General features: G+C 59.1%; 24 protein-coding genes and 1 pseudogene. 13 read left to right on the forward strand and 12 right to left on the reverse strand.

Going from position 1 to position 26642, the window contains the following annotated elements; translation table 11 throughout:
- The first annotated feature begins 132 nt into the window (after positions 1–132).
- The 9 genes from H097_RS01330 to H097_RS01370 all read left to right on the forward strand — a co-directional run bounded on the left by H097_RS01330 (position 133) and on the right by H097_RS01370 (position 9828).
- Entirely contained in the window at positions 133–1119 is a 987-nt protein-coding gene (locus H097_RS01330) for a phosphate ABC transporter substrate-binding protein PstS (protein ID WP_032856729.1), read from the forward strand.
- 486 nt (positions 1120–1605) lie between these two features.
- Entirely contained in the window at positions 1606–3639 is a 2034-nt protein-coding gene (locus H097_RS01335) for an ABC transporter permease subunit (protein WP_174553315.1), read from the forward strand.
- Positions 3640–3654: 15 nt separating this feature from the next.
- Positions 3655–5325 carry a phosphate ABC transporter permease PstA gene (pstA, locus tag H097_RS01340; RefSeq protein WP_032856731.1) on the forward strand — a complete coding sequence of 557 codons (1671 nt, stop codon included), beginning with the start codon at positions 3655–3657 and terminating at the stop codon, positions 5323–5325.
- Positions 5326–5529: 204 nt separating this feature from the next.
- The gene (gene pstB / locus H097_RS01345) at positions 5530–6363 is read left to right on the forward strand and encodes a phosphate ABC transporter ATP-binding protein PstB (protein WP_029289934.1); all 834 of its coding nucleotides are present in this window, start codon (positions 5530–5532) and stop codon (positions 6361–6363) included.
- A 70-nt stretch (positions 6364–6433) separates the two neighbouring features.
- Positions 6434–7195: a phosphate signaling complex protein PhoU gene (gene phoU, locus H097_RS01350; RefSeq protein WP_029289933.1), complete on the forward strand. Its 762-nt coding sequence runs from the start codon at positions 6434–6436 to the stop codon at positions 7193–7195.
- Positions 7196–7365: 170 nt separating this feature from the next.
- Complete coding sequence (locus H097_RS01355; protein ID WP_032856733.1) at positions 7366–8265, forward strand: response regulator; 900 nt, start codon at positions 7366–7368, stop codon at positions 8263–8265.
- Between the two features lie 190 nt (positions 8266–8455).
- Positions 8456–8779 carry a type II toxin-antitoxin system RelE/ParE family toxin gene (locus tag H097_RS01360; protein WP_032856735.1) on the forward strand — a complete coding sequence of 108 codons (324 nt, stop codon included), beginning with the start codon at positions 8456–8458 and terminating at the stop codon, positions 8777–8779.
- A gap of 3 nt (positions 8780–8782) precedes the next feature.
- Positions 8783–9082, forward strand: a complete 300-nt coding sequence (locus H097_RS01365; protein ID WP_032856736.1) for an XRE family transcriptional regulator — start codon at positions 8783–8785, stop codon at positions 9080–9082.
- Positions 9083–9147: 65 nt separating this feature from the next.
- Positions 9148–9828: a M23 family metallopeptidase gene (locus H097_RS01370; protein ID WP_032856738.1), complete on the forward strand. Its 681-nt coding sequence runs from the start codon at positions 9148–9150 to the stop codon at positions 9826–9828.
- A 6-nt stretch (positions 9829–9834) separates the two neighbouring features.
- On the opposite strand, the pseudogene H097_RS28540 reads toward H097_RS01370, so the two are convergent.
- From H097_RS28540 to phoB, 4 genes and pseudogenes are all read right to left on the reverse strand, one after another.
- Positions 9835–9921: pseudogene (locus H097_RS28540) on the reverse strand (outer membrane lipoprotein carrier protein LolA); the annotation flags it as partial.
- A 24-nt stretch (positions 9922–9945) separates the two neighbouring features.
- On the reverse strand, positions 9946–11286 hold the full coding sequence (locus H097_RS01375; RefSeq protein ID WP_032856740.1) for a hemolysin family protein: 1341 nt from the start codon (positions 11284–11286) through the stop codon (positions 9946–9948).
- 258 nt (positions 11287–11544) lie between these two features.
- On the reverse strand, positions 11545–12831 hold the full coding sequence (gene phoR, locus H097_RS01380) for a phosphate regulon sensor histidine kinase PhoR (RefSeq protein ID WP_229689200.1): 1287 nt from the start codon (positions 12829–12831) through the stop codon (positions 11545–11547).
- 81 nt (positions 12832–12912) lie between these two features.
- Positions 12913–13602, reverse strand: coding sequence for a phosphate regulon transcriptional regulator PhoB (phoB, locus tag H097_RS01385; protein ID WP_003176964.1), 690 nt, complete (start codon positions 13600–13602; stop codon positions 12913–12915).
- A 152-nt stretch (positions 13603–13754) separates the two neighbouring features.
- Between phoB and H097_RS01390 the strand changes: the two genes are divergently transcribed.
- On the forward strand, positions 13755–14135 hold the full coding sequence (locus H097_RS01390; protein WP_032856744.1) for a hypothetical protein: 381 nt from the start codon (positions 13755–13757) through the stop codon (positions 14133–14135).
- 31 nt (positions 14136–14166) lie between these two features.
- On the opposite strand, the gene ubiA is transcribed toward H097_RS01390, so the two are convergent.
- Complete coding sequence (ubiA, locus tag H097_RS01395) at positions 14167–15057, reverse strand: 4-hydroxybenzoate octaprenyltransferase (protein ID WP_032856746.1); 891 nt, start codon at positions 15055–15057, stop codon at positions 14167–14169.
- Complete coding sequence (locus H097_RS01400; protein WP_032856747.1) at positions 15057–15620, reverse strand: chorismate lyase; 564 nt, start codon at positions 15618–15620, stop codon at positions 15057–15059. The genes ubiA and H097_RS01400 overlap by 1 nt, the downstream gene beginning before the upstream one ends.
- A 196-nt stretch (positions 15621–15816) precedes the next feature.
- Between H097_RS01400 and H097_RS01405 the strand changes: the two genes are divergently transcribed.
- From H097_RS01405 to H097_RS01415, 3 genes are all read left to right on the forward strand, one after another.
- Complete coding sequence (locus tag H097_RS01405) at positions 15817–15984, forward strand: rubredoxin (RefSeq protein ID WP_032856748.1); 168 nt, start codon at positions 15817–15819, stop codon at positions 15982–15984.
- Between the two features lie 38 nt (positions 15985–16022).
- Entirely contained in the window at positions 16023–17171 is a 1149-nt protein-coding gene (locus H097_RS01410) for an FAD-dependent oxidoreductase (protein WP_032856749.1), read from the forward strand.
- Positions 17172–17361: 190 nt separating this feature from the next.
- Positions 17362–17637, forward strand: coding sequence for an HU family DNA-binding protein (locus H097_RS01415; RefSeq protein ID WP_003213368.1), 276 nt, complete (start codon positions 17362–17364; stop codon positions 17635–17637).
- Between the two features lie 220 nt (positions 17638–17857).
- On the opposite strand, the gene H097_RS01420 is transcribed toward H097_RS01415, so the two are convergent.
- The 6 genes from H097_RS01420 to H097_RS01445 all read right to left on the reverse strand — a co-directional run bounded on the left by H097_RS01420 (position 17858) and on the right by H097_RS01445 (position 26496).
- Positions 17858–18172 carry a hypothetical protein gene (locus tag H097_RS01420; RefSeq protein WP_032856750.1) on the reverse strand — a complete coding sequence of 105 codons (315 nt, stop codon included), beginning with the start codon at positions 18170–18172 and terminating at the stop codon, positions 17858–17860.
- 41 nt (positions 18173–18213) lie between these two features.
- Positions 18214–18900 (reverse strand): hypothetical protein, encoded by a 687-nt coding sequence (locus H097_RS01425; RefSeq protein WP_032856752.1) that lies wholly within the window; start codon positions 18898–18900, stop codon positions 18214–18216.
- Between the two features lie 126 nt (positions 18901–19026).
- Complete coding sequence (locus H097_RS01430) at positions 19027–19674, reverse strand: hypothetical protein (RefSeq protein WP_032856754.1); 648 nt, start codon at positions 19672–19674, stop codon at positions 19027–19029.
- Between the two features lie 21 nt (positions 19675–19695).
- On the reverse strand, positions 19696–24093 hold the full coding sequence (locus H097_RS01435; RefSeq protein ID WP_082445501.1) for an RHS repeat-associated core domain-containing protein: 4398 nt from the start codon (positions 24091–24093) through the stop codon (positions 19696–19698).
- Between the two features lie 12 nt (positions 24094–24105).
- Positions 24106–24540 (reverse strand): DcrB-related protein, encoded by a 435-nt coding sequence (locus tag H097_RS01440; RefSeq protein WP_032856755.1) that lies wholly within the window; start codon positions 24538–24540, stop codon positions 24106–24108.
- Between the two features lie 15 nt (positions 24541–24555).
- Positions 24556–26496 carry a type VI secretion system Vgr family protein gene (locus H097_RS01445; RefSeq protein WP_032856756.1) on the reverse strand — a complete coding sequence of 647 codons (1941 nt, stop codon included), beginning with the start codon at positions 26494–26496 and terminating at the stop codon, positions 24556–24558.
- Positions 26497–26642 lie beyond the last annotated feature (146 nt).

Below are 26642 nucleotides of genomic sequence, written 5' to 3' on the forward strand. Positions count from 1 at the left end.
CCTCTCCCCGCGCCTGCCGGTTCTTCCAATACTGGCCTTTCATCTAATTGTCATATTCCAGACATAGAGTGTTCACACGGCCTACCGATACTTGGCCCCGATCCAACTATCCCTATCTGCTAGGAGTAAGGCATGAAACTGAAGCGTTTGATGGCGGCAATGACCTTTGTCGCTGCTGGCGTTGCGACTGCCCACGCGGTGGCCGCTGGTGTTGACCCGGCAATTGCGGCCTATACCAAAACCACTGGTGTATCGGGCAACTTGTCCAGCGTCGGTTCCGATACCCTGGCCAACCTGATGACCTTGTGGGCCGAGAACTACAAGAAAGAATACCCGAACGTAAACATCCAGATTCAAGCCGCCGGTTCCTCTACCGCGCCGCCTGCACTCACCGAAGGCACCGCCAACCTGGGCCCGATGAGCCGCAAGATGAAGGACAACGAACTGCAGGCTTTCGAGCAGAAGTACGGCTACAAGCCGACTGCAATCCCGGTGGCCGTGGACGCCCTGGCGGTGTTCGTACACAAAGACAACCCGATCAAGCACCTGACCATGGCCCAGGTCGACGCAGTGTTCTCGTCGACTCGCCTGTGCGGCGCCAAGGCTGATGCCAAGACCTGGGGCGACCTGGGCGTGACCGGTGACCTGGCCAACAAGCCAGTGCAACTGTTCGGTCGTAACTCGGTATCCGGCACCTACGGCTACTTCAAGGAAGAAGCCCTGTGCAAAGGTGACTTCAAGCCAAACGTCAACGAACAACCAGGCTCGGCTTCGGTCGTGCAGTCGATCAGCTCTTCGCTCAACGGCATTGGTTACTCGGGCATCGGCTACAAGACCGCCAGCGTGAAAACCGTGGCCCTGGCCAAGAAAGAAGGCGGCGAGTTCGTCGAAGACACCGAAGAGAACGCCCTGAACGGCAAGTACCCGCTGTCGCGCTTCCTCTACGTGTACATCAACAAAGCCCCGAACAAGCCTCTGGCCCCGCTGGAAGCCGAGTTCGTGAAACTGGTTCTGTCCAAGCAGGGCCAGGAAGTTGTAGTCAAGGACGGCTACATCCCACTGCCAGCCAAAGTTGTCGCAAAGGCACTGGCTGACCTGGGTTTGAAAGAAGGTAAATAAGCTACGGGGCCGGGTAAAACCGGCCTTTTCTGTAGGCGCGAGCTTGCTCGCGAAAAGCGTTAACGATAACGCGCCGTATCTGAGTCAACGCGGTGCCTTGACGTTTTTCGCGAGCAAGCTCGCTCCTACAGAAACTCCTAATTTTTCGGTCCGCTGCCAGCCCTGCTACGCGGCGGATTTCTTGCGTCACTGCATTGTCATCTTTCTGTCATACAGGATCGCTAGGGTGTGCGCATGAATGATCTGGCCAATTCCACCATGACGACGACTTCTCCCCCCAAGCGCATTGATTTCAATACGCCTGAGCTGCAACGCAAGCGCCGCATCCGCGCGCTCAAGGATCGCCTGACCCGCTGGTACGTGCTGGTCGGCGGCCTCGCCGTTCTCGGCGCTATCACGCTGATTTTCTTCTTCCTGGCCTACGTGGTCGCGCCGCTGTTCCAGGGTGCCAGCCTGACCAAGGACGACGCCCTGAGCCCGGCCTGGATGCAGGATGCCGGCAAGCCGTTGCTGATCTCGCTGGAAGAGCAGAACCAGGTCGCCATGCGGGTTTCCGACAAAGGCCAGGCATTGTTCTTCACGGTTGATACCGGCGCTGAACTCAAGCGTGTCGACCTGGCCCTGCCAGCCGGCGCCAGCGTGGTGTCCATCGGTAAAGATCAGCCGGGCAGCCCGTTGGTGATCCTCGGTCTGTCCAATGGCCAGTCCCTGGTGTTCCGCCACTCCTATAAAGTGACCTACCCGGACGGCAAGAAGACCATCTCGCCCGAGATCGAATACCCCTACGGCGAAGCGCCGATGGTGCTCGATGAAGCCGGTCGTCCGTTGGAACACGTTGCCCTCAACGCCACTGACACCTCGCTGATCATTGCCGGCTCCGCAGGTTCGCACCTGAACGTGCTGTCGGTGAGCCGCGAAGAAAACATGATGACCGGCGAAGTGGTCAGCGAGCAGAAGCGCATCGAACTGCCACAAATGACTGAGCCGGTGAAAGCGATCTTCGTCGATCCGCGCCAGCAATGGCTGTACGTGATCAACGGTCGCGCCCTGGCCGATGTGTTCAGCCTGCGGGACAACAGCCTCAACGGTCGCTACAAATTGCTGGAAGATGGCAACGCCGAAATCACCGCCAGCACCCAGCTGGTGGGCGGTATCTCGCTGATCGTCGGTGACTCCAAGGGCGGCCTGGCCCAGTGGTTCATGGCCCGCGACCCGGATGGCGAGCAACACCTCAAGCAGATCCGCACCTTCCAGATGGGCACCACGCCTATCGTTGAAATCACCGCCGAAGAGCGTCGCAAAGGCTTCGTCGCCCTCGATGCCTCCGGTAAGTTCGGTGTGTTCCACAGCACCGCGCACCGTACCTTGCTGGTGGACCCGGTGGTCGAAGGCCAGGGCATCTTCGGCATGTCGCCACGGGCCAACCGTGTGATCGTCGAGGCCGGCGGCAAGCTGCAGCCGTTGGCGCTGGACAACCCGCACCCGGAAGTGTCCTGGAGCGCGTTGTGGAGCAAGGTCTGGTACGAAAACTACGACGAGCCTAAATACGTCTGGCAATCGACCGCCGCCAACAGCGACTTCGAACCCAAGATGAGCCTGGCGCCACTGACCTTCGGTACGCTCAAGGCCGCGTTCTACGCCATGCTGCTGGCCGCACCCCTGGCCATCGCCGCCGCTATCTACACCGCCTACTTCATGGCTCCGAGCCTGCGCCGCAAGGTCAAGCCGGTGATCGAGTTGATGGAAGCGATGCCGACGGTGATCCTCGGTTTCTTCGCCGGCCTGTTCCTGGCGCCGTATGTCGAAGGGCATCTGCCGGGGATTTTCAGCCTGCTGATGTTGTTGCCGATTGGCATTCTGCTGGCGGGCTTCATTTTCAGCCGCCTGCCTGAGTCGATCCGCCTGCGGGTGCCGGATGGCTGGGAAAGCGCGATCCTGATCCCGGTGATCCTGTTTGTGGGCTGGCTCTCGCTGTACATGAGCCCGTACCTGGAAACCTGGTTCTTCGGTGGCGACATGCGCATGTGGATCTCCCATGACCTGGGAATTACCTACGACCAGCGCAACGCCCTGGTAGTCGGCCTGGCCATGGGTTTTGCGGTGATCCCGAACATCTACTCCATCGCCGAAGACGCCGTGTTCAGCGTGCCACGCGGCCTGACCCTGGGCTCCCTGGCATTGGGCGCCACGCCATGGCAGACCATGACGCGGGTTGTGTTGCTCACCGCAAGCCCGGGGATTTTCTCGGCGCTGATGATCGGCATGGGCCGTGCGGTCGGGGAAACCATGATCGTGTTGATGGCCACCGGTAACACCCCGGTCATGGAAATGAACCTGTTCGAAGGCCTGCGCACCCTGGCAGCCAACGTCGCGGTGGAAATGCCCGAGTCGGAAGTGGGCGGCAGTCACTACCGGGTGCTGTTCCTCTCGGCACTGGTGCTGCTGTTGTTCACCTTCATCATGAACACCCTCGCCGAGCTGATCCGTCAGCGTCTGCGCAAGAAATACTCGTCGCTTTAAGAAAGGTAGAAGTCTGTGAAACAGAACTCCCTGAATGGATGGTTCAAGAGCGGCGCCCCAGGCGTCTGGATCAGCGGTGGCGCGGTGGCCATCGCGGTCATCATGACCATTGGCCTGCTGGCTGTGATCGCCGTGCGCGGCTTGGGTCACTTCTGGCCGGCCGACCTGATCCAGGCCAACTACAACGTGCCGGGCCAGGCCAACCACATCGTCATCGGCGAAGTGGTGCAGAAAGAACAAGTGCCACGCGAGCGCCTGAAAAGCGCGGGCTTGCCGGTACCGGACGAAGGTCCGGAGTTCATGACCCGTGAGCTGATCAAGGTCGGCAACCGCGATTTGAACGGCAACGACTTCACCTGGATCGTCGGCGAGTGGCTGACCGACCAGACCACGCCTGCCGAGTTGATGGCTATCGAGCGTCGTGAGTGGGGCAACTTCTACGGCACCCTGGTCAACGTCAAGCAAGACGGCAAGGTGATCGCTGAAGGCCAGGCTGCATGGCCCGAGCTGCAAGCGCGGGTTGACCGGGTGAACCGGTTGGCCGCTGATCTCAAGAGCCTTGAGAAGAGCGACATCGGTGCGATCAACGCAGGTCTTGAGCGTATCCGCCTGCACGGTCGCAAACTGGAACTCAGCGGCAAGCTCGACGCCGCCGCCCAGGCCGACATGGATGCCGATCGCGCTGAACTGAATGCGCGTTACCAGGCTGTGGAAGCGCGCCTGACCGACCTGCATGCCCAGTTCAACCGCGACAGCCTGACGGCCCGCGATGCCAACGGCAAAGAGCTTGATATCAATATCGGTCATGTGGTGCATGCGTTCCAGCCGAACGCCATGGGCACCATGACCAAGATCGGCTTCTACATCAGTAAGGTCTGGGAGTTCTTGAGCGACGACCCACGGGAAGCCAACACCGAAGGCGGGATCTTCCCGGCGATCTTCGGCACCGTGATGATGACCCTGATCATGGCGATGATCGTGACCCCGTTCGGCGTGCTGGCGGCGGTCTACCTGCGTGAATACGCCAAGCAGAACACCTTGACCCGCATCATCCGCATCGCGGTGAACAACCTGGCGGGCGTCCCGGCGATTGTCTACGGTGTGTTCGGCCTGGGCTTCTTCGTCTACGTACTGGGTGGTTCGGTGGACCGGTTGTTCTTCCCCGAAGCCCTGCCGGCGCCGACCTTCGGTACACCGGGCCTGTTGTGGGCCTCGTTGACCCTGGCGCTGCTGGCGGTACCGGTGGTGATCGTGGCCACCGAAGAAGGCCTGGCGCGGATCCCTCGCACCGTGCGTGAAGGTTCCCTGGCACTGGGTGCGACCAAGGCGGAAACGCTGTGGAAAATCGTCCTGCCCATGGCCAGCCCGGCGATGATGACCGGCATGATCCTCGCCGTGGCCCGCGCCGCTGGTGAAGTGGCACCGCTGATGCTGGTGGGTGTGGTGAAGCTGGCACCGTCGCTGCCGCTGGACGGCAACTACCCGTACTTGCACCTGGACCAGAAGATCATGCACCTGGGCTTCCATATCTACGACGTCGGCTTCCAGAGCCCCAACGTTGAAGCAGCACGTCCGCTGGTGTACGCCACCGCGTTCCTGCTGGTGCTGGTGATCGCCACGCTGAACCTGTCGGCGGTATGGATTCGTAACCACCTGCGCGAGAAGTACAAGGCGCTGGATAGCTGATTGAATTGAACGCGGACCCAATGTGGGAGCGGGCTTGCTCGCGAATGCGGTGTATCAGTAACAGATGGGTCGACTGACCTGACGCTTTCGCGAGCAAGCCCGCTCCCACAGGGAACCGGGTTGGAAACAGATTTGAGGTAAACCGCAAGGCCCACTATGAAGCCGCGGTTCAACGAAACGAATTGGTAGCACAGGGAGCATCCCATGCAACATGAAACCCATTCCCACGGCATCAACATGTCAGCCCTGGGTCGCGACAAGCAGAGCCTGAGCCTGGCCGAAGAAACCGTAGCCATCGAAGTCCCGGGCCTGAGCCTGTACTACGGTGAGAAGCAGGCGCTGTTCGACGTCAGCATGAACATCCCCAAGCAGCGCGTGACCGCCTTTATCGGCCCGTCGGGCTGCGGCAAGTCCACGCTGCTGCGTACCTTCAACCGCATGAACGACCTGGTGGACGGTTGCCGTGTGGAGGGTGCAATCAACCTCTACGGCAGCAACATCTACCGCAAGGGCGAAGACGTGGCCGAGCTGCGTCGCCGTGTGGGCATGGTGTTCCAGAAGCCCAACCCGTTCCCCAAGACCATCTACGAAAACGTGGTCTACGGCTTGCGCATCCAGGGCATCAACAAAAAACGCATCCTCGACGAAGCCGTCGAGTGGGCCCTTAAAGGCGCGGCGCTGTGGGACGAGGTCAAGGACCGCCTGCACGAATCGGCCCTCGGCCTGTCTGGCGGCCAACAGCAGCGTCTGGTGATTGCCCGTACCATCGCCGTGGAGCCGGAAGTGCTGTTGCTCGACGAACCGTGCTCGGCACTCGACCCGATTTCGACGCTGAAGGTCGAAGAGCTGATCTACGAGCTCAAGTCCAAGTTCACCATCGTCATCGTGACCCACAACATGCAGCAGGCGGCACGGGTTTCGGACTACACCGCGTTCATGTACATGGGCAAACTGGTGGAATTCGGCGATACCGATACCCTGTTCACCAATCCGGCGAAGAAGCAGACCGAAGACTACATCACCGGTCGCTACGGCTAGGAAGCTGTGGTTCTGATTGCACTGACGCTGCGGTTCTCCGCACCTTACCGGACGCTCCAAGGACGCCAACATGATTAGCAAAGAAGGCCTTACCCACCACATCTCCGCGCAGTTCAACGCCGAGCTTGAGGAAGTGCGCAGCCACCTCCTGGCCATGGGCGGGCTGGTGGAGAAGCAAGTCAACGATGCAGTGACCGCGCTGATCGAGGCTGACTCGGGCCTTGCCCAGCAAGTGCGCGAGATCGATGACCAGATCAACCAGATGGAACGCAATATCGACGAGGAATGCCTGCGCATCCTCGCCCGTCGCCAGCCGGCGGCTTCCGACCTGCGCTTGATCATCAGCATCTCCAAGTCGGTGATCGATCTGGAGCGTATCGGCGACGAAGCCACCAAGATCGCCCGTCGTGCCATCCAGTTGTGCGAAGAAGGCGAAGCGCCGCGGGGCTACGTCGAAGTGCGCCACATCGGCGACCAGGTGCGCAACATGGTCCGCGATGCGCTGGATGCGTTTGCCCGCTTCGACGCCGACCTGGCGTTGTCGGTGGCCCAGTACGACAAGATCATCGACCGCGAATACAAGACCGCGCTGCGTGAGCTGGCGACCTACATGATGGAAGACCCGCGCTCTATCTCGCGGGTGTTGAGCATCATCTGGGTACTGCGCTCCCTGGAACGGATCGGCGACCACGCGCGCAATATCTCGGAATTGGTCATTTACCTGGTGCGCGGCACCGACGTACGGCACATGGGCCTCAAGCGCATGAAAGCCGAAGTTGAAGGCACAGCCGATCAAATCCCTAATGTTCCGGACGAATCTGACGATAAGTAAGATTGCCCGAGAAATAAACGCCCGGCCTCTGGTCGGGCGTTTTCGTTTGTGGCGTATGAGTTTTGCGCTGCGGGCAGCCATAAAGTCCCGGCGTGACTGATGAGTTTTTGGCAAAATGCCATCATTGTGAAGCGTTTTGCTTGCCGGGGTTTTGAGAGGATGAAGGGTCGATGAGTAAAGTCAGTGTGTTGGTGGTGGATGACGCCTCGTTTATTCGCGACTTGGTAAAGAAGTGCCTGCGTAACTACTTCCCCGGCATCAAGATTGAAGATGCGGTAAACGGCAAAAAGGCCCAGGCCATCCTGATGCGCGAAACCTTCGACATGGTTTTGTGCGACTGGGAAATGCCGGAAATGTCGGGCCTGGAACTGTTGACCTGGTGCCGCGAGCAGCCGCAGCTCAAGGCCATGCCATTTGTCATGGTCACCAGCCGTGGCGACAAGGAAAACGTGGTCCAGGCGATCCAGGCCGGGGTCTCCGGCTACGTCAGCAAGCCATTCACCAACGAGCAGTTGCTGAACAAGGTCAAGCAGGCCCTGAACAAGATCGGTCGCCTCGACGCCTTGCTGGCCAGTGCACCGACCAAGATGAACTCGGCCTTTGGCAACGACTCCCTCAGCGCCCTGACCGGCGGCAAGCCCGAAGCCGTCAAGCCAGCCCCGGTGGCCGCGCCGAGCAAAGGCCTGCTCAACAGTCCGCCTGTGCAAGCCGCCGTCGCCCCCTCGGCCGCCAGCGGTCGTGGCCAGGGCCAGTTGCGCCTGTCCAGTGGCACCCAGCAATGTGTGATCAAGGCCCTGAGCATCAAGGAGGCGCTGCTGGTGGTGCGCCGTGGCGACGTCCTGCCCCAAGTGCTGGAAAGTGCGGTGCTCGACCTGGAGCAAGGCGAGAACGCTGAAACCGCGCGCCTCAATGGCTACCTGCATGCAATCGTCGCCTACGAACCGCGCCCCGACAGCGACTGGCTGCAACTGACCTTCCGCTTTATCGACCAGGACGCGCAGAAGCTCGACTACATCTCCCGGCTGATCGCCCGGGGTACGGCGCAGAAGCATTTTGTGCCGGGTGCATAACCTGGGCAAAAATGCCGTGGATCGACCAATTGTCTGATTCTCGGCGCCCGTCTTGATTTATATCTGTTTCGATATAATCTCTCGATAGCGCTTCGGTGCTGTCGAGTGCCCGCCATGCCTTGAAACACACCGCTGCTGCTGTTGACTGAATCGTCGATTACGCTTTTTCTTTCCAGGAAAGGAGAAGTGAATGCCCAGGCACAAGGATGTGGTGTTTGTGGGAAGTGCACTCAAGGATCTCAGGTCGTTCCCGATTGAGGCGCGAAGAGCCGCTGGTTTTCAATTGGATCTTTTGCAGCAGGGCGAACAGCCTTTTGACTGCAAGCCGATGAAAACCATTGGGCGCGGGGTCAATGAGATTCGTATCACCGATGAGTCAGGAGCGTTTCGGGTGTTCTATGTGGTCAATCGGCCCGAGGCGGTTTATGTGTTGCATGCGTTTCGCAAAACCACGCAAAAAGCTGAAACGCGGGATATCGAACTGGCTCGCGCCAGATTGCAGGAGTTAGGTTAAGCCATGACTGACCAAAAGCTTCATACCGAACGCTTCGCCAGTGTTTGGGACGCCCTGGAAGACGCTCCCCAAGAGGCCGCAAACATGCGTTTGCGCTCAAAGTTGCTGCTGGAATTGTGCAAAGCCATTCGTGGCTGGAAGCTCTCCCAGAAGGACGCGGCCCAGCGGCTTCATATAAGCCAGCCACGACTCAACGATGTACTCAGTGGCAAGATCGACAAGTTCTCCCTCGATGCCTTGGTCAATCTGTCCGCCGCCGCCGATATGAACGTAGATATTTGCTTCTCGACGCAACCGGCCTGATCCACACAACACTGTCATGAACCCTTGCTAGCCTGCCGTTCGGTCATACCCGGCAGGTTTATCCCATGCTTGTGCGTTTTATGTTGTTTTGTGGCCTGTGCGCGGTCGCTTCATCGTCCCTGGCCATGACCCTCTATCGTTCCACCGATGCCCGTGGCGTGGTGTTTTTCAGCGACCAGAAAACCCCTGGCGCCCAGGCGTTTGTGTTCCAGGAGCGCCGGGTCGTGCCGGTGAAGCGCCAGGTGCTTGATCCCCTGCCGCCGCGTAACCTGCGGCCAGCGCAGTTTCAGCGCTACCCGTTGCCCTGGCGCGGTGGCCCCTTCCGCCTGACCCAGGGGCCTGGCGGCACGTTCAGTCACTCTGACGTCAAAAGTCGCTACGCCATGGATATCGCCATGCCTGAAGGCACGCCGATCATCGCTGCGCGAGGCGGGGTGGTGGTGAAGACCGAGAACAGCCAATCGGGGCGGGGCAGTGACCCGTCGGGCAACTTCGTGCGGGTGTTACACGATGACGGCACCCAGAGTGTGTATCTGCACCTCAAGCTGGGGTCGGTCAGTGTCAGGGAAGGGCAGCGGGTGGCGGTGGGCAGCCCATTGGCGCTGTCGGGCAATACCGGCAACAGCAGTGGGCCACACCTGCACTTTGTGGTGCAGCGCGATACGGGGGCGGGGTGGGTGTCGATTCCGTATGAGTTCACGCAGCCGGTACAGGCGTTGCCCAACTTTGCGTCGGGCACGCGGTAAGGCTTTTGTAGGAGCGAGCTTGCTCGCGAAAAACCTGAGGGCGCTGCCGGGTGTCAGGATCCCAGCGTTATCGTTAACGTCCTTCGCGAGCAAGCTCGCTCCTACAGGGGGTGTGCCCTAGTCGAGCATCAAGACCTTGGCCAGCACGATTTTCGGGCCTTTCATCTTCTTGATGATGATCCGCAGGCCTTCCACTTCCAGCACTTCTTCCTCTTCCGGCACCCGGTTCAGGGTTTCGTAGATCAAGCCAGCGAGGGTTTCGGCTTCGATGTGATCCAGGTCGATACCCAGCAGGCGTTCGATCTTGAACAGCGGCGTATCGCCACGTACCAACAGCTTGCCCGGCTGATAGGCGAGGATGCCGCGTTCGGCCTTGCGGTGTTCGTCCTGGATATCGCCCACCAGCACTTCGAGCACGTCTTCCATGGTCAGGTAGCCGATGATGTTGCCGTCGGCTTCTTCAACCAGCGCAAAGTGCGCGCCGCCCTTGCGAAATTGCTCCAGCAGTTGCGATAGCGGCATGTGCCGCGAAACGCGCTCCAGCGGGCGGGTCAGCTCGGCCAGGTTGAACGACTCGGGAATATGGTCCAGGGCCGCCAGTTCCAGCAGCAGGTCCTTGATGTGCAGCAGGCCGACAAACTCACCGCGCACGGCGTCGTACACCGGATAGCGACTGAATTTGTGGCGGCGGAACAGCGCGAGGATTTCCTTGAGTGGCGCGTTGAAGTCCAGCGTCACCAGGTCTTCTCGGGAGTTGGCCCAATCCACTACTTCCAGCTCGCCCATTTCCACGGCCGAGGCCAGTACACGCATGCCCTGGTCGCTCGGGTCCTGGCCGCGGCTGGAGTGCAGGATCAGCTTGAGTTCTTCACGGCTGTAATGGTGCTCGTGGTGCGGGCCTGGCTCGCCTTGGCCGGCAATACGCAGGATCGCGTTGGCGCTGGCGTTGAGCAGGTAGATCGCCGGGTACATCGCCCAGTAGAACAGGTACAGCGGCACGGCGGTCCACAGCGACAGCAACTCGGGCTTGCGAATGGCCCAGGACTTGGGGGCCAGCTCACCGACCACGATGTGCAGGTACGAAATCACAAAGAAGGCGGCAAAGAACGACACGCCCTTGATCACTTCAGGCGATTCGACGCCCATCGCGCCCAGCAGCGGCTCCAGGATGTGCGCGAAAGCCGGCTCGCCGACCCAGCCCAGGCCCAGGGACGCCAGGGTGATACCCAGTTGGCAGGCCGACAGGTAAGCGTCGAGCTGGCTGTGTACGGTGCGCAGGATCTGCCCGCGCCAGCCATTGGTATGGGCGATTGCCTCGACCCGGGTGGCGCGCAGTTTGACCATAGCAAATTCCGCCGCAACGAAGAAACCGTTGAGCAGTACCAGGATCAGTGCAAAAAGAATCATGCCGAAATCGGCGAAGAGTGTCGCGAGGGTGATACCAGGGGAAGGGTCCATGATGGGGTTTTGCGAGTTCCGTGTGTTCAAAAAGGGGTGATGGCTGTGCCTCAAGGGCGGGCACAAGTCAGGCAATGTAGCGGCTGAAGGAGCGCTTGCCTAGTGGCGGCTGCCGGGTGGGCGCGCGAATGCATGCTGCATAGGGCTTATGTGGGAGCTGGCTTGCCTGCGATGCAGACGCCTCGGTCTTACAGAAGCACCGAGGTGATGCTATCGCCGGCAAGCCAGCTCCTACATGGGATGGAGGGGATTTTCAGATTAATCCTTCGCCGCGATTGCCGGCGAGCGGCTGACCTGTGCTGGCGCAAAGTGGCAGGTAAAGGTACTGCCGTGGCCCAGTACGCTGCTGATTTCCAGGCGGGCCCGATGGCGCAACAGCACATGCTTGACGATCGCCAGGCCCAGCCCGGTGCCGCCGGTGTTGGAGTTGCGGCTGGAGTCGACACGGTAGAAGCGCTCGGTCAGGCGTGGCAAATGCTTGCTGTCGATACCGATCCCCGAATCCTGCACGCTCAGGTGCGCGCCGTGCTGATCGGCCCACCAGCGGATGCGGATCGTGCCTGTGTCCTGGGTGTATTTCACGGCGTTGAACACCAGGTTGGAAAAGGCGCTGCGCAACTCGCCCTCGCTGCCTTTGAGCAGCACCGACGGGTCGGCCTCCAGGGTGATGTACTGGCCGCGTTCGCCGGACAGGGCCTGGGCATCGTTCTTGATGGTCTGCAGCAGGCTCTGTACGGCCACGGGATGGTTGTCCGAGGGGTAGTCGGTGGCTTCCAGCTTGGCCAGCAGCAGTAGGTCGTTGAGCAGAGTCTGCATGCGCGAGCCTTGTTGCTGCATTTGCTGCAAGGCACGGCTCCAGCGCGGGTTGACCTCTTCGACGTTGTCCAGCAGCGTCTCCAGGTAGCCGCAGATCACCGTCAGCGGGGTACGCAGCTCATGGGAGACGTTGGCGACGAAATCCTTGCGCATCTGTTCCAGCTGATGGATACGGGTCACGTCGCGCACCAGCATCAAGTGTTCGTTGTTGCCGTAGCGCGTGAGGTACAGCTGGATACGCACCCGGTCGTTGGTGGGCGACGGGATTTCCAGGGCTTCTTCGTAGTTATCCTGTTCGAAGTATTCCTTGAAGCGCGGGTGGCGCACCAGGTTGGTCACCGGCTGGCCGCTGTCCTGGGGCGTCTTGAGGCCCAGCAGAGTCTCGGCGGCGCGGTTCCACCATTCCAGGTTGCCGTCGCTGTCGAGCATGATCACCGCGTCCTTGAGCGCGGCGGTCGACTCCTGGACCCGGTCGATCACCGCTTGCAGGCGGCCACGTACCCGTTGGTCGCGGCGTTGCAGGTGGTAGATGCTGTCGAACACCTCACCCCACAGGCCGTAGCCGTCGGGTGGTGCCTCATCGGGTTTGTGCTGGCGCAGCCACTCGTGCAGGCGCAGCAATTGCTTGAGGGTCCAGCCCAGGTAGAGGCCCAGGCCGATGGCCAGGCTCCAGCCGTAGTAGCCGCTGATAAGGCCGACCAACAGGCAGCCGGTGACCAGCAGGAGCATGTGGCGGATCAGGGTGCCATGCCAGTTTTGATTCACTTGAACATGCGTCCTTGTCGGCTGTTAAGTCTGGATAGGGCTGGCTCAGCCTTTGGTTGAAAACCTATAACCGGTACCGCGCACGGTTTGTACCAGATTCTCGTAGGCATCGCCCAAGGCTTTGCGCAGGCGGCGGATATGCACGTCAACGGTGCGCTCCTCGACATACACGTTGCCGCCCCACACCTGGTCGAGCAATTGCCCACGGGTATAGGCGCGTTCCTGGTGGGTCATGAAGAACTGCAACAGGCGGTATTCGGTGGGGCCCATCTCGGCCGGCTTGCCATCGATGGTTACGCGGTGGCTGATCGGGTCCAGCAGCAGGCCGCCGACTTCAATCGGCGCCTCGCCATCGGTCGGACCGGCGCGGCGCAGTACGGCCTTCAGACGTGCGACCAATTCCCGTGGGGAAAATGGCTTGGTGATGTAGTCATCGGCACCGACTTCCAGGCCCTGGATCTTGTTGTCCTCTTCGCCCTTGGCGGTGAGCATGATGATCGGGATATCCCCGGTCAGCTCATCGCGCTTGAGACGCCGGGCCAATTCGATGCCGGAGGTGCCGGGCAGCATCCAGTCCAGCAGGATCAGGTCCGGCTTGCGGTCGACGATAATGGCGTGGGCCTGCTGGGAGTTCTCTGCCTCCAGGCAGTCATAGCCGGCCATTTCCAACGCAACGGCGATCATTTCGCGAATGGGCGCTTCGTCGTCAACGATCAGAATGCTCCTGCCAACCATGCTAAGTCCTCTTGTCATTTAACTGTCTTGCGCCGCATTAGATAACGGAATTATTGCAGTCGTGTGACAGTATTTTACTGGCCTGCGCAATCGGACTGGTCCTGAACTACGCTTTGAGTCCGAATCCTGACAACCGCAAAAGGAAGGTTCCGATGACTCAACGTACTTTTTCCTGGAAAGCCCTGCTGGTCACGGCGGTGCTGACGCTGCCGACACTGGCATTTGCGGCAGAGCCAGCCATGACTAAAGACGGGATGTTGGTAGATCACAAGGGCATGACGCTCTATACCTTCGCCAAGGATGCTGGCGGCAAATCCATGTGCAATGACAAGTGCGCGACCAACTGGCCGCCGTTGAAGGCCGAGTCCACCGATAAGTCGATGGGCGAATGGACCGTCATCACCCGTGACGACAACACCAGCCAATGGGCTTACGACGGCAAGCCGTTGTACACCTTCATTGCCGACAAGAAGGCTGGCGATGCGACCGGCGACGGCAAAATGGAGGGCGCCTGGAAGATCGCCAAGCCCTGACCTTCCTTGTAGGAGCCGGCAAGCCGGCTCCTTATCGAAAGGCGTAGTCCGCCACAATCCCGAGAAAAATCGCCAGTCCCGCCCAATGGTTGTGCAAGAACGCCTTGAAGCACTTCATCCGGTCCCGATCCCGGGTGTACCAGAACTCCCAGGCAAAACACCCCGCCGCTGCCAGCAGGCCCAGGTGGAACCAGCCTCCCAGCTCAAAGCGCGAGCCTGCCAGCAGCAGGCAAACTAGCGCCAGCCCCTGCAAGGTGAGGATGATGATGCGGTCGGCATCGCCAAACAGAATGGCGGTGGATTTGACGCCGATTTTCAAATCGTCATCGCGGTCGGTCATCGCGTAATACGTGTCGTAGGCCACCGTCCACAGCAGATTGGCGATGTACAGCAACCACGCAATGGCCGGCAGGCTGCCGGTCTCGGCGGTGAACGCCATGGGCATGCCCCAGGAAAACGCCGCGCCCAGCACCACTTGCGGGTAATAGGTGTAGCGCTTCATGAACGGGTAGCTGACAGCCAGGGCCAGACCGCCCAGCGACAGCCAGATGGTCGCGGCGTTGGTCAGCAGCACCAGCAGGAAGCTGATGCTCATCAGCACTGCAAAGAACACCAGCGCTTCCTTGGAACTGATCTTGCCGCTCGCCAACGGACGTTGCGCCGTGCGCTTCACGTGGCCGTCGACCTTGCGGTCAGCCCAGTCATTGATCACACAACCGGCGGCCCGGGTCAGTGTCACGCCGAGGACAAAAATCACGATATTGCTCAGCGACGGCGAACCCTTGCCGGCGATCCACAGCGCCCACAGGGTGGGCCACAGCAGCAGGTAGATGCCGATGGGCTTGTCCATGCGCGTCAGTTGAACGAAGTCCCAGGCCCGAGGGTTCAGGCGGTTCAAAGATTGGAGCAGGCGCTGGTACATCAGCAATTCTCCGCAGATTCGTGCACCGCTTGCCACAGGCTTGGCAGGAAGACTTCCGCCACCAACACGCTCAACGCGCCGCGATCAAAGCGCGAGCGCCGGGCCCACAAACCGTTGGTCTGATCTGCCGTCGGCAGCCAGGCACGTGGGTAGTGGCAAACCTCGATAGCCTGGCGGGCGAAGGCCTGGTCACAAAACAGCAGTTCACCCAACGAGCGACTGCCCAACTCATCCATATGCAGGCCGTCGCCCTGCAAGGCACTACGGGCCGCCACGCTGCGGGCGAACACCCAGGCCTGGCCGTGACCGCGCAAATACACCTCGCGCACCCAGCCAATACTGGCCGCTGGCAGGTCGAGGGCGGCGCATTCGTCGTCTCGCAGGGGCTGCCAGCCTTCGAACAGTGGCGTGACACTGAAGCCATCGTTGGACAGGTGCGTCAGGCGGCGAGTCAGCGAGCCCTCATCGAACAGCCAGTCGAGGGCAAGGGGTGCGGGCAGAGGGTGCAGAAGGCTCTGGTTCAGCCATTGGCAGGCATCGGGAACGGCAATCGAATGCGGCACGGGGAGTCATTATTGGCAGTTAATGAGGCGCCGAGCTTACCATGCTCACCCGAATTTTTGCCGGGCTGCGCCGGGACATTGGGCCGAACGTGCTTGCATCTGGGCGCCCCGATCAGTACAAAACGCCCTGAGCCGGACGGCAATGCTGGATCTATCGACTGTCGGCCAGTAAGCCTGGACCCTGAGGAAGCAAGTAATGAAGAAGTGGCAATGTGTAGTCTGCGGCCTGATCTACAACGAAGCAGACGGTTGGCCGGATGATGGGATCGCCCCAGGCACCCTGTGGCAGGACGTCCCTGAAGACTGGCTGTGCCCGGACTGCGGCGTCGGCAAAATGGATTTCGAAATGATCGAAATCGGTTGATTCGCTGAATTTAAGAAACGAACTACAAGGAGAAAGGAATGAGCGCACCTGTCGTGATCATCGGTACGGGCTTGGCCGGTTACAACCTGGCTCGGGAGTTTCGTAAGCTCGACAGCGAAACCCCGCTGTTGCTGATCACTGCAGATGACGGGCGTTCCTACTCCAAACCCATGCTCTCCACCGGTTTTGGCAAAAACAAGGATGCTGATGGCCTGAGCATGGCGACCCCGGGCACCATGGCCGAGCAACTGAAGGCCGAAGTGCGCACCCATACGCGAATCAGCGGGATCGACCCTGGGCACAAGCGCCTGTGGATCGGCGAGGAGGCGGTGGCCTACCGCGACCTGATCCTGGCCTGGGGCGCCCAGACCGTGCAGGTACCGGTCGAGGGCGATGCCGCTGAACTGATTTTCCCGATCAACGACCTGGAAGACTACGCACGCTTTCGCCACGCCGCCGCCGGCAAGCGCCGCGTGCTGCTGTTGGGCGCGGGCCTGATCGGCTGTGAATTTGCCAACGACCTGATCCTCGGCGGCTATGCAATCGACTTGGTGGCACCGTGCGAGCAAGTCATGCCGACCCTGCTGCACCCGGCTGCGGCTGCAGCGGTGCAGGCCGGGCTCGAAGGCCTCGGTGCGCGCTTCCACCTGGGGCCGGTGCTCAACCGCCTGCAACGCACGGCTGACGGCCTGGAAGCCCATCTGTCCGATGGCACGGTGATCGAATGCGACCTGGTGGTCTCCGCCATCGGCCTGCGCCCCCGGGTGGACCTGGCGGCTGCGGCTGGCCTGCAAATCAACCGTGGGATCATGGTCGACCGCCACCTCAAGACCTCCCACGCCAATATCTACGCCCTGGGCGACTGCGCCGAGGTCGATGGCCTGAACCTGCTGTACGTCATGCCCCTGATGAGCTGCGCCCGCGCCCTGGCCCAGACCCTGGCGGGCAACGCCACGGCGGTCAACTACGGGCCGATGCCGGTCACAGTGAAAACCCCGGCCTGCCCGCTGGTGGTCTCGCCACCGCCACGGGGCACTGAAGGCGTGTGGAGCGTCGAAGGGCAGGGTGGTGACATCAAGGCTTTGTGCCGCGATTCCTCCGGGCGCCTGCTGGGCTATGCCCTGACCGGCACGGCGGTCATGGAAAAACTGGCCCTGAATAAGGAACTTCCGCCACTGCTGGCGTAAATGCTGGTCGTTCTGTCGGAATAACCACCTTTTTCCCCCTAGAAAGGTCGCCGTGAGACTGGCGCAGGCACCAATGGCATGCCATCCTCACTCCCGTCTGCCGCAGAGTAGAGCCTGCGGCGCCTTGGCGCTGCTCCAGCAGAGAGCAGCACGGACATAACAACAAAAAACCGTCAAAGAGGCTTCACCTATGCGTAAACCAGAACTCGCAGCCGCCATTGCAGAAAAAGCAGACCTGACCAAAGAACAGGCCAACCGCGTCCTCAACGCCGTACTTGAAGAAATCACCGGCGCCCTGCACCGCAAGGACAGCGTCACCCTGGTTGGTTTCGGCACCTTCCTGCAACGCCACCGTGGCGCCCGCACCGGCAAAAACCCGCAAACCGGCGAGCCGGTGAAAATCAAGGCGAGCAACACCGTAGCGTTCAAACCGGGCAAGTCGCTCAAAGACAGCGTCAACCCGTAAGCGCGGCACCGTCTCGAAGGGAGGCGGGGTGGTATGAAAAATGGGCACGCCGACTGGGTCGGGTGCCCATTTTTGTTGGGGTGTATCATCAGGCTCTGTTGAACCGCGTCAGCAGGCGTTGTGCGGTCCTGTTTACTAGGGCAAGTACAACGCTAATATCCGTTTGTGAGTTCAGTCATGAGCTCTTCAAATGACGCGCAAACAAATACCAGTGATAGGGTTAGTCGCAATAAATAAAAATATTTAGTTTTTTGCTATAGGCACTTTGAAGAAACTTGACTAGGTCTTTTAATTCGCTGGAATTTAAGTTTTTTGATTTTATCGCTTTTTCGATTTCAGTCACTAAAGGTAGAATTTCGCCGAACAAAATACTTGTGTCGGCGTAATAAACAGAAAATTTATGCGTCTTTGGGAAATCTTTTCTTGGTGCTGATGCGTCCATAAGAACGCCATGGATAGATTCACTCAAGCAAAAAATCGGAGTGTTCTCATTAACGTCTTTTTGATTTTCTGCTGCCATAAAGTCAAGAGGCATAAAAATTTCCATGTCAGGACGGAAAGGCAGGCATAGTTAGTTTAGCTTTCTGGATATACTGGGGTTTTTATATTATCCGGAAGTATTTCAAGAATCGTCAAGTCATCATTCGTGTTCTTTATTTTATAGTGTCTCGTTGTGAAGGTTTCTCGCCATATGTTTTCAGTGATTGAAGATATTGTGTCGGTATCGTATTTATAGAGCGTTTCGACGTACTCGCCTGTATTGAGTAAGCTATAGCGCGCTGTTGGATGAAAGCTTGTAAGCGTAGTAATAGAAGCTGAGTCAAGATTGGCATCTGTGCTGTCTTCAAAGTTGCTGCCGAATGCCAGTTCTATAATGCGGTTCGGTTCGTTAATAAAAAATCTCCTGTATACAATCCATTGGCTTTTAAGTTTTACATATTTGGCGTATTGTATTTCGGCTACAAAGTTGTCGTTTCCGTCTAAGAAGTAGCACTGCCTGTCTTTAGCCAGCTCCGAATTTTTAAGTAAGCACCCGGGTTTACACCCTTGTAATTCGCAGGTGTACGGTGCCGGATTATATGAGGGCATGACTCCCATATCCCATTTTTTGGTTTTGTGTGTATGTTCTGCCAATGATATTAGTTTAGGGTATTTGTCGTTGTATTCATTTAGCAATTTGAGTAAAAGGACTTTCATAGCGGTCCCCCATTTGGCCAGCGGGAAAGTTTTTCCGCCGCTGAGTTCAAGGATGAGTGTCTTCAAACCTTGCTCGAATTCGGATTTTGTTTTAACCCCTTTTAGAGTTCCCCATACAAGGTAAAGGGAACAGATTTAGTTTTATTAAAAAGCCTATTAAATATATCTGTGCCCTTTTGTTTATTTTGCTTTTTAGAACGGAAGTTCAAAAACGATTTTACCTAGCCTGTTTTTGATTAGGTAACTGTTTTCACCGAACTCAGCAGTTTTGAAAAGATCAGTTCGGTCAATAAAACCAGGAGGCTCATGCATCCAGATTTTATTTTCTGGAAAGAGCTGATCTTGGCAATACCAACTTTCACCTACCTCTGCATTAAGAACTCTAAAAACATTGATTTTGTGCTTTTTGTTTTTGCTTGTTTTTGAAAGTTTTTTAATTGAGCTCTCCAGTTGAAAATTAGTTATTAAGACTTTTTCAGCAGTTTGATTTATTAGTTCTACGATCACATCGTTACTTTCTTTTGTTGTGGCGATTACAATTAGCGCGCGACGTAACTCTTCCAACAACTCTATATCTTGGCTGAGACGGCTCAAAGATAGAAAATTCTTGAAGTCAAAGCTTTCTACAAAAATATTTGTTGACCCTAGTACGTTGTCGAACAAGTCCTCATCGCCACGTGGACCTAGTGAAACAACTATTTTACTGCTGCCATTTATATCAATTTTAGGCAGAAACTCCATGAATATCTGGGTGATGTGGTGGCTTAAATGACGGATGCGAATGCCCATTGTTAGAGCGGCTTCGTCACTTTCTTGTAGAGTAAGTATCTTCAGACTCATTGCTATACTCGCTTGGAAAAACTAGCGGTTATCAGGCGTGCCGTATAATTTAAGGTAGCCATCTCTCGTGTCAACCTGTGGCAAAGGATTTTTGTGAATCGGTGAAGGCATATTCCCGTTGTTTCTTGCTGCATGTTTATCTGTAATTTTTTGCTCGGTAGCCTTGGCTTGAAGTCGAGTTTTATTTTTCTCTACTATCACTGCCTTATAACGCCCAGCTTGAGGCTTGTTAAGCGCGTTGACCTGTTGGTTTGCGCGGGGAGAAGTGCCATTTTTGTTCAGCGGACGTCCGCTGATGCCAGGCTTCATCATTCGCCCGGTTTTCGTATCAACGATGACATAGACATGGTTAGGGTTTTTGCTTGCATGGCTGTTGCCGTGGACTTTTCCGCTGCCACCGCAGGGAGTGAGTCCTAATGGATCGACCCAGCCAAAAGGATTATCGGCGTAGGTGTAAGTATTGATCCCACCCGCCAACCCAATCGGATCCGGCGTCGTAAACCTTCCCACATCCGGATCATAAAACCTGAACGTATTAAAATGCAGCCCCGTCTCCCGGTCCAGGTACTGCCCCTGAAACCGCAGGTTCTGCTCTTCAATGAAGTACGGTTCCCGCACCTCTTCCACTGTATTGCCCCACACCCGATATGTTGCCTGCCACAGGGTGTGTCCGTCAGCCTCGGTGACCTGTTCCGGCAAGCCGTTGAGATCGTTGTGGTAATAACGAATTTTTTGCAGCGCCCCGATGCCGTCAACGCGGGCCAGGGGTTGGTAGCCTTCGTCTTCATAGACGTAAAGGCTGGTTTGGCTGTGTTTATGCTCCTGCAATAGACGCAAGCCGTCCCACATGAATTGGGTTTCGCTTAGCGGATAGCCATTGCTGCCGTGTTCGGTCTTGCCGATGCGTCGGCCCAGTGGGTCGTAGGCCATCCGCACCACGCTGCCGCCTTCATTGCGCACTTCGATCAGTCGGCTTTCGGCGTCGTACGCAAAGTGTTGTACGCCACGAGCGCCGCTGCGTTTTTCGATCATTCGGCCAAAGGCATCGTAGCGGTAGCGTTTGTCCTGATAGGTCAGCAGTTTGTTGTGTACCACCAGCCCGGCCCCGGACTGTGGGCCGTCCAGCAGGTTTGCCGCCGCGTCGTAGGCGAAGGTTTCGCGCTGGCCGTGCAGGCTGTCCTGGCTTGCGATAATGCGGCCGGTGGCGTCGTAGTGCAGGAGTTGGCGATGTTGCGCGCTGGGTTGCTGGTCGAGTTTGCCGATCAGGTTGTCGGCGGGGTCGTATTCAAAGTGCTTTTGCACCGCCGCCGGCATCAACGCCGGCTGGCTGGTGTGACGGCGTTGACGGGCGCGCAGGCGGCCGCTGCGGTCGTACTCGCTGCGGGTGCTGATCTGGCCTTGGGTGCGCAGCACTTCGCGGTGCAGGCGGTCGCGCTCGAAGTCGCTGATGACCTGGCCGTCGAGGTTGATCTGATGCAGATGGCCGCTGCCGTAATACAAGCGATTGAGCCAGCGGCCGTCCGGGAGTTGGGTCTGGATCAGGTTGCCGAGTTCGTCGTAGTGGTGCTGCAACTCACCGGTCGAACTGCGCTCGGCGAGCAATTGGCCAACCGCGTCATAGGCAAAGCTCAAGGCTTGGGCATTGCCCTGCAGGTCGGTGAAGGACACGTCCGTAAGCTGGTCCAATGGATCGTAGGTGTAGTCCGTGCGGCCATCGTCAGTGGTTTTGGCAATCAAGCGGCCAATGGCATCGCGCTCCAGTCGATGCACGATAGGGGCGGGCGGCGTCTCGGGGACCACGGCCAGGCCCGTGCCATAAGGCGCCGCAAGGGCGGTCACAGTGGTGACGTTGTCCAGGCGGTCGTAGCTGTAACGCTTGGCGCTGCCGTCCAGGTCTTGCTGCTCCGTCAACCGATCCCCATCATCCCAGGCAAACCGATAACGTTCCCCGTTCTCGTTGATCAGCGCTTGCAGCCGACCAAAGCTGTCATAGCCGAACTGCACCTGCCGACCATGGGCATCGGTGCGCTGACGGACCTGGCCGCGACGGTTGTGTTGATAGCACGTGGTGTGGCCGGCCGGGTCGGTGTAAGCCGTCAGTTGGCCGCTGATATCACGCTGGTACTGCTCGCTACGTCCGTCGGGTAATTGGCTGCTGAGCAAGCGACCCAGGGCGTCATAGTGGAACTGGGTCCGTTCACCGAGGGCATCGGTGATGACCTGCAAAAAACCCTGCTCGTTATAGCCGAACCGCGTCGGGTAACCCGAGCAATCGGTGTGTTCGACCAGTTGCCCGAACGGGTTCCAGCGCAGTTTTTTGCTTTTGCCCGTGGCGTCGATAATCTCGACGACCTGGCCATGGGCGTCATAGCGGTAGCGGGTGACATGGCCCAGCGGGTCGATGGCGACGGTGCAGTTGCCGCGTTGATCATAGCGGTAGCGCCAACTGTTGCCGGCGGCGTCGGTTTGCACCAACGGCAGGGCCCAGTGTTCCAGCCACAACGTCGAGTCGCTGCGCCCCAGGGGGTCGGTTTCGCCGATGAGGTTGCCGGCCTCGTCGTAGCTGTATTCATAGCGGCCACCCTGTGGGTCGGTGGCGTTGAGCAATTGGCGCTCGTCGTTCCATTCGAACAGCCAGGTCTGGCCGAGGTTGTCGCTGTAGTGAGTGATCTGGTGCTGAGTGTTCCAGTGGCGGATGCTGACACGCTGCAAACTGTCGGTAATACGTGTGGTGCCGGCCTGCACGTCATAGTCGAACTGGTAAGCGTCACCTTCGTTGGTCCAATGCTTGACCACGCGCCATTCCAGGCCATCAATCAAGGCCCATTCATAAAAGCAGTGCAAGCCGCTGGGCAACTGGTGTTCCACCATGCGTTGCCCGCTGTCGTAGGCAAAGCGCCGCTGCACCTGGCCGCTGGCATCGCGCACCTCGGTCAGGCTGCCGATGGCGTCGTAACCGTAGCTTGCGAGCACTTCTCGGCGTTGATCGGGGTACACGCGCTCGATGCAGGTCACGTGGGCCGGGTCGCGGATCAGTTCGACCTGCACCAGATCAAACGTGTCGCGCAGCCGCACCAGGCGTCCTGCGTCGTCATAATCAAGGTAGATGCGGTTGTCGTTGCGGTCACCCAGTTGGCTCAGGCGCAGCAGCGACGGGGTTGCGGGGGTGGGTTCAAACAAGCGGTACGTGCCGTCGTCGCTTTCAATCAACAATTGGCCGTTGCGGTTGCGCCGTACGGCAAGCCCTTCACCTGCACTGAATACTGCGCCGCCCAAGGGGATGGAACCCATGTCGATAGGCCGGCCCTGTTCATCGGTGTAGACAAGCGTTTCGCCGCCTTCGGGATGGGGTTGGATCTCGACGCACACCTCATACGGCACACTCCAGCCAGCGCCGAACAGACTGCCACGGCGTTCGTCGCGACTGTTGTAGAAGCGCTGCCAATCGAGCGGAAACAGGCCGGGCAGGACGAAATCCAGTTCCTGGTCATCGCCCAGCACCTTGGCGCCGGTAGCCGCATGCACCGGGTTCGAGGAACCCATGGCCGCGTTGGCCGCTGCGCCCATGGCGCTGCTGACGGCCATCGACGCGGCCCCGCCCACCAGCATGCAGGGCAGTTTGCTGAAAAACTTGCCCTTGCCACCTTTGAGCATCAGCAGCGCCGTGACGGCCAGCCCGACGCCTGGGGTCTTGCCGCTACGAATCTCGCGCACCACCACCGAACCGCCGCCAATGGTGACGTTGGAGGAGATCAGCCCGGAGGACACCACCTTCGCATCGCAGGTGCTGCGGTCACCGCTGCGTACGGCGGGCTGGCCGTTGATGGTCACCTTGTCCGAGCCTTCGGCCATGAATTGCGGTGGCATCGGAGGGTGCTTCATGCAAAGCACCAGGTCTTCCGGCTTGGTCTCCGTGCCTGGTGCAGGCGAAGCCACGGTGGGGCGCCACATCTGTGAGAAGAACTCGCCGGCCATGTCCAGGTAGCTGGCTTCTTCTTCCGGCGCCGGCATTTCCAACTCGGTGCCGGCCGGTGCGACATGTGAAACAACCGCCCCTGCCGCGCGGGCGGCGGGGATGTTATTGGTGAGCGTGTCGAGGGAGCCGGTGAGGATGTTGGCCTGCACCGTGGGCGGAAACAGCGCGTTGCCGATGCCCTCGCATAAATTGCTCAGGCCCTTGTCGGCCCCGCTCTTGCTCATCACAAGGCCCACGACCACGCCGACGACCGCGCCCAGGAGAAAGCAACCCAGCCCGCCCGTGACCACGGTAATCCCGGTGGCAGCTACTACCGCCGCCGTGGCCAGCGCGGTAATCGCGATGTTAGCCGCCACCTCCAGCACTCCGCCGAGAATGTCGGCCATCATCGAGGTGTGTTCCATCGCATCGCCCAGGCGGGCGGCCCATAACGCGTCAGACATGCAGGTCGCTCATCAGGAAACAGCGTCAAACGACAACGAGTTTTTAATCGTCGCCCAGTGCGCCGCTTCGGCATCGCCGAGTTTGTCGGCCTTCACATAACTCAGCGCGAGCATCTTGCGTGTGCCCGGCAACACCAGGGCGAGTTGATACTGAAACACCTTGTCGTTGCCCTTGCTGAACTGGCTGCGCAGCTCGATCCCTTCGACCTCCTGGGCGGCCCCCAGGCGCACCGGCACGCTGGGTAGGCAACGCAGGTCCTGTACTTGTTTTTCCAGGCGCTTGAGTTGGTCGTCGAAGTTGCTGTGCAAGGTTTCGCCTTCAGCCAGCAAGCTGCGGCTGACGATCAGTGAAGTCCCCAGCGCCGGGAACTTGAGGATATTGATGGTCGCGTCCTGCAACTCACTGGCGGGCAGTTGAAACTGGAATTCGTTGATGCGGTACGTCATGGCAGGCAGGTCTCGTCAGGAGCTTTTGGGCGCGGGGAACGCGGCTTTGATATTGGCGTCGATGCTGGCTTTTATGCCCTGGCCATCCGGTGTGGCGCCAGGCCCGCCGCCATTGTTGAGGTGCAGCACGCCGCCAGTGTTGAACTCGGCATCGCCACTGGCGTAGAAGCTGATCTGCACGCCGGTAAGGTTGATTTGCCCGCTGGCGTTGAGCTCCAGGATGCTTTCACCGCAGACCAGGCGCAGGTTTTCGCCGACCTCGATGACATAGCTCTGGCTGATGCTGTCGGTCTTCTTCTGGCCAACGGAAAGGATGTCTTCCTGTTTGACGATGCGCAGGCGGTTGTTGCCAATGGTCACCGTCTCGTTGTGCCCAATGCTCTTGTTGCGGTCATGCCCCACCGAGTGGCTTTCATCCACTTCCACCACAATGTCCTGATTACGCTCGGCATGGATGTACAACTGCTCCAGGCCCTTCTTGTCCTCCATGCGGATTTCATTGAAGTTCGCCGGGCTGCCGCCCTTGCTGGAACGGCTTTTCATGCCGCTCTGGGTGGCGTTTTCCGGCAGGTCGTAGGGCACCGTCTGTTCGGCGTTGTACACCCGGCCGGTAATGATCGGGCGATCCGGGTCGCCTTCGAGGAAGCTGACAATCACTTCCTGGCCGATGCGCGGGATCTGCATCGAACCCCAGTTTTTCCCGGCCCAGGATTGCGACACGCGAATCCAGCAGGAGCTGTTTTCGTTGGATTGGTCGTGGCGGTCCCAATAGAAATGCACTTTCACCCGGCCATACTGGTCGGTCCAGATTTCCTCGCCCTTGGGCCCGACCACCAGCGCGGTCTGCGGGCCTTTGACGATAGGGCGATGGGTGTTGGCCTGCGGGCGGAAGCTCTGTTGCGCGTCGATGCAGGTCAGGCTGCTGTCGAACTGCGCCGCCGCGCCGCCGCCGCCGGACTCCAGGCGTTCCTGAGTGATGCGGTAATGCGCAATGAGGATCAGGTATTCGCGGTTCTGGTCACGCCGACTGAAGCCGGTAAGGCTGAACAGGTGGCCGGCGCCCAGGCCGCGTGCATTGCCGCTGAACTCCACTTGTTCATGCAGGGCTTGCAGGGCTTCGATGCGGGTACGTGCGTAGTGTTCGCCGTCCTCGCTTTTGACGTAGGTGCCGGGGTAATCGTACAGCGGGTAGTCGCCGGCAGTGTGCGGGCGTGGCATGGCCGAGCGTACGTCGATGCTCGCGCTGGGGCGCTGGAAATCGTAGTCGTTGAGCTCAAGGGAGCCGGATTGAACTTGCTGCGCCAATTGCCAGTTGTGCATATGGTCGCGCTCGCGCTGCTGTTCGTCCTTGGGGTAGTAAGGCACTGAGGTGTAGCCGGGCACCGTGGCGTGGGCGCCATAGGCATCGGCCAACACCAGCACATGGCGGTCCTGTTCGTGGCGGAAGAAGTAGTAGATACCTTCCTGTTCCATCAGGCGGCTGACGAAATCGAAGCTGGTCTCGCGGTACTGCACGCAGTATTCCCACTCGCGATACGGCCGGCTCAGGGCGTCTTCGAAGTCGGAAAACCCCAGGTCGCGGAACACCTGCTTGATGATCTGCGGGATGCTCAGGTTCTGGAAAATCCGGCAGTCGGAGGTGCGGCTCAACAGCCACAGCCACGGGCGCAGCGTCACCTGGTAACTGGCGAACTGGCCCTGGTCGATGTTCTGGCTGCAGCGCGCGACAATGCCATGGAAATACCGCTCGCCGCCGTCCGCCAGTTGCAGGCTGACGTTCATCGGCTTGCCCAGCAACTGGTTGAGGTCGATGTTGGCGTCCAGCGAGTTCAGTTGCAGGTCGTAGTAGAACAGCCGCCCCAGCTCTTCGCCGCCGCCCATTTCATTGAGCAGCAGCACATCCGGCCCCAGGGGACTGGTGATCTTGGCCAGGCGTGAGGCTTGGTTGAATAGCATTGGTGGTCCCGTAAATACCGTAATGACTGAAGAAACCGACTCAGAAATGTGGGAGCGGGCTTGCTCGCGAATGCGGTGAATCAGTCACCGGATGCATCAACTGACACACCGTTTTCGCGAGCAAGCCCGCTCCCACATTTGGATTG

The sequence above is a fragment of the Pseudomonas sp. FH4 genome, from assembly GCF_000510915.2.
Taxonomy (GTDB): domain Bacteria; phylum Pseudomonadota; class Gammaproteobacteria; order Pseudomonadales; family Pseudomonadaceae; genus Aquipseudomonas; species Aquipseudomonas brenneri.

What these genes read in the sequence shown, in the direction of transcription:
- phoB (WP_003176964.1), bottom strand. Translation starts at nt 13,602, where the DNA reads ATGGTTGGCAGGAGCATTCTGATCGTTGACGACGAAGCGCCCATTCGC.
- H097_RS01355 (WP_032856733.1), top strand. Translation starts at nt 7,366, where the DNA reads ATGAGTAAAGTCAGTGTGTTGGTGGTGGATGACGCCTCGTTTATTCGC.
- pstB (WP_029289934.1), top strand. Translation starts at nt 5,530, where the DNA reads ATGCAACATGAAACCCATTCCCACGGCATCAACATGTCAGCCCTGGGT.
- phoU (WP_029289933.1), top strand. Translation starts at nt 6,434, where the DNA reads ATGATTAGCAAAGAAGGCCTTACCCACCACATCTCCGCGCAGTTCAAC.
- H097_RS01435 (WP_082445501.1), bottom strand. Translation starts at nt 24,093, where the DNA reads ATGTCTGACGCGTTATGGGCCGCCCGCCTGGGCGATGCGATGGAACAC.
- H097_RS01330 (WP_032856729.1), top strand. Translation starts at nt 133, where the DNA reads ATGAAACTGAAGCGTTTGATGGCGGCAATGACCTTTGTCGCTGCTGGC.
- phoR (WP_229689200.1), bottom strand. Translation starts at nt 12,831, where the DNA reads ATGCTCCTGCTGGTCACCGGCTGCCTGTTGGTCGGCCTTATCAGCGGC.
- H097_RS01360 (WP_032856735.1), top strand. Translation starts at nt 8,456, where the DNA reads ATGCCCAGGCACAAGGATGTGGTGTTTGTGGGAAGTGCACTCAAGGAT.
- H097_RS01430 (WP_032856754.1), bottom strand. Translation starts at nt 19,674, where the DNA reads ATGAGTCTGAAGATACTTACTCTACAAGAAAGTGACGAAGCCGCTCTA.
- H097_RS01375 (WP_032856740.1), bottom strand. Translation starts at nt 11,286, where the DNA reads ATGGACCCTTCCCCTGGTATCACCCTCGCGACACTCTTCGCCGATTTC.
- H097_RS01370 (WP_032856738.1), top strand. Translation starts at nt 9,148, where the DNA reads ATGCTTGTGCGTTTTATGTTGTTTTGTGGCCTGTGCGCGGTCGCTTCA.
- H097_RS01365 (WP_032856736.1), top strand. Translation starts at nt 8,783, where the DNA reads ATGACTGACCAAAAGCTTCATACCGAACGCTTCGCCAGTGTTTGGGAC.
- H097_RS01410 (WP_032856749.1), top strand. Translation starts at nt 16,023, where the DNA reads ATGAGCGCACCTGTCGTGATCATCGGTACGGGCTTGGCCGGTTACAAC.
- ubiA (WP_032856746.1), bottom strand. Translation starts at nt 15,057, where the DNA reads ATGTACCAGCGCCTGCTCCAATCTTTGAACCGCCTGAACCCTCGGGCC.
- H097_RS01420 (WP_032856750.1), bottom strand. Translation starts at nt 18,172, where the DNA reads ATGCCTCTTGACTTTATGGCAGCAGAAAATCAAAAAGACGTTAATGAG.
- H097_RS01415 (WP_003213368.1), top strand. Translation starts at nt 17,362, where the DNA reads ATGCGTAAACCAGAACTCGCAGCCGCCATTGCAGAAAAAGCAGACCTG.
- H097_RS01445 (WP_032856756.1), bottom strand. Translation starts at nt 26,496, where the DNA reads ATGCTATTCAACCAAGCCTCACGCCTGGCCAAGATCACCAGTCCCCTG.
- H097_RS01405 (WP_032856748.1), top strand. Translation starts at nt 15,817, where the DNA reads ATGAAGAAGTGGCAATGTGTAGTCTGCGGCCTGATCTACAACGAAGCA.
- H097_RS01335 (WP_174553315.1), top strand. Translation starts at nt 1,606, where the DNA reads ATGCAGGATGCCGGCAAGCCGTTGCTGATCTCGCTGGAAGAGCAGAAC.
- H097_RS01390 (WP_032856744.1), top strand. Translation starts at nt 13,755, where the DNA reads ATGACTCAACGTACTTTTTCCTGGAAAGCCCTGCTGGTCACGGCGGTG.
- H097_RS01440 (WP_032856755.1), bottom strand. Translation starts at nt 24,540, where the DNA reads ATGACGTACCGCATCAACGAATTCCAGTTTCAACTGCCCGCCAGTGAG.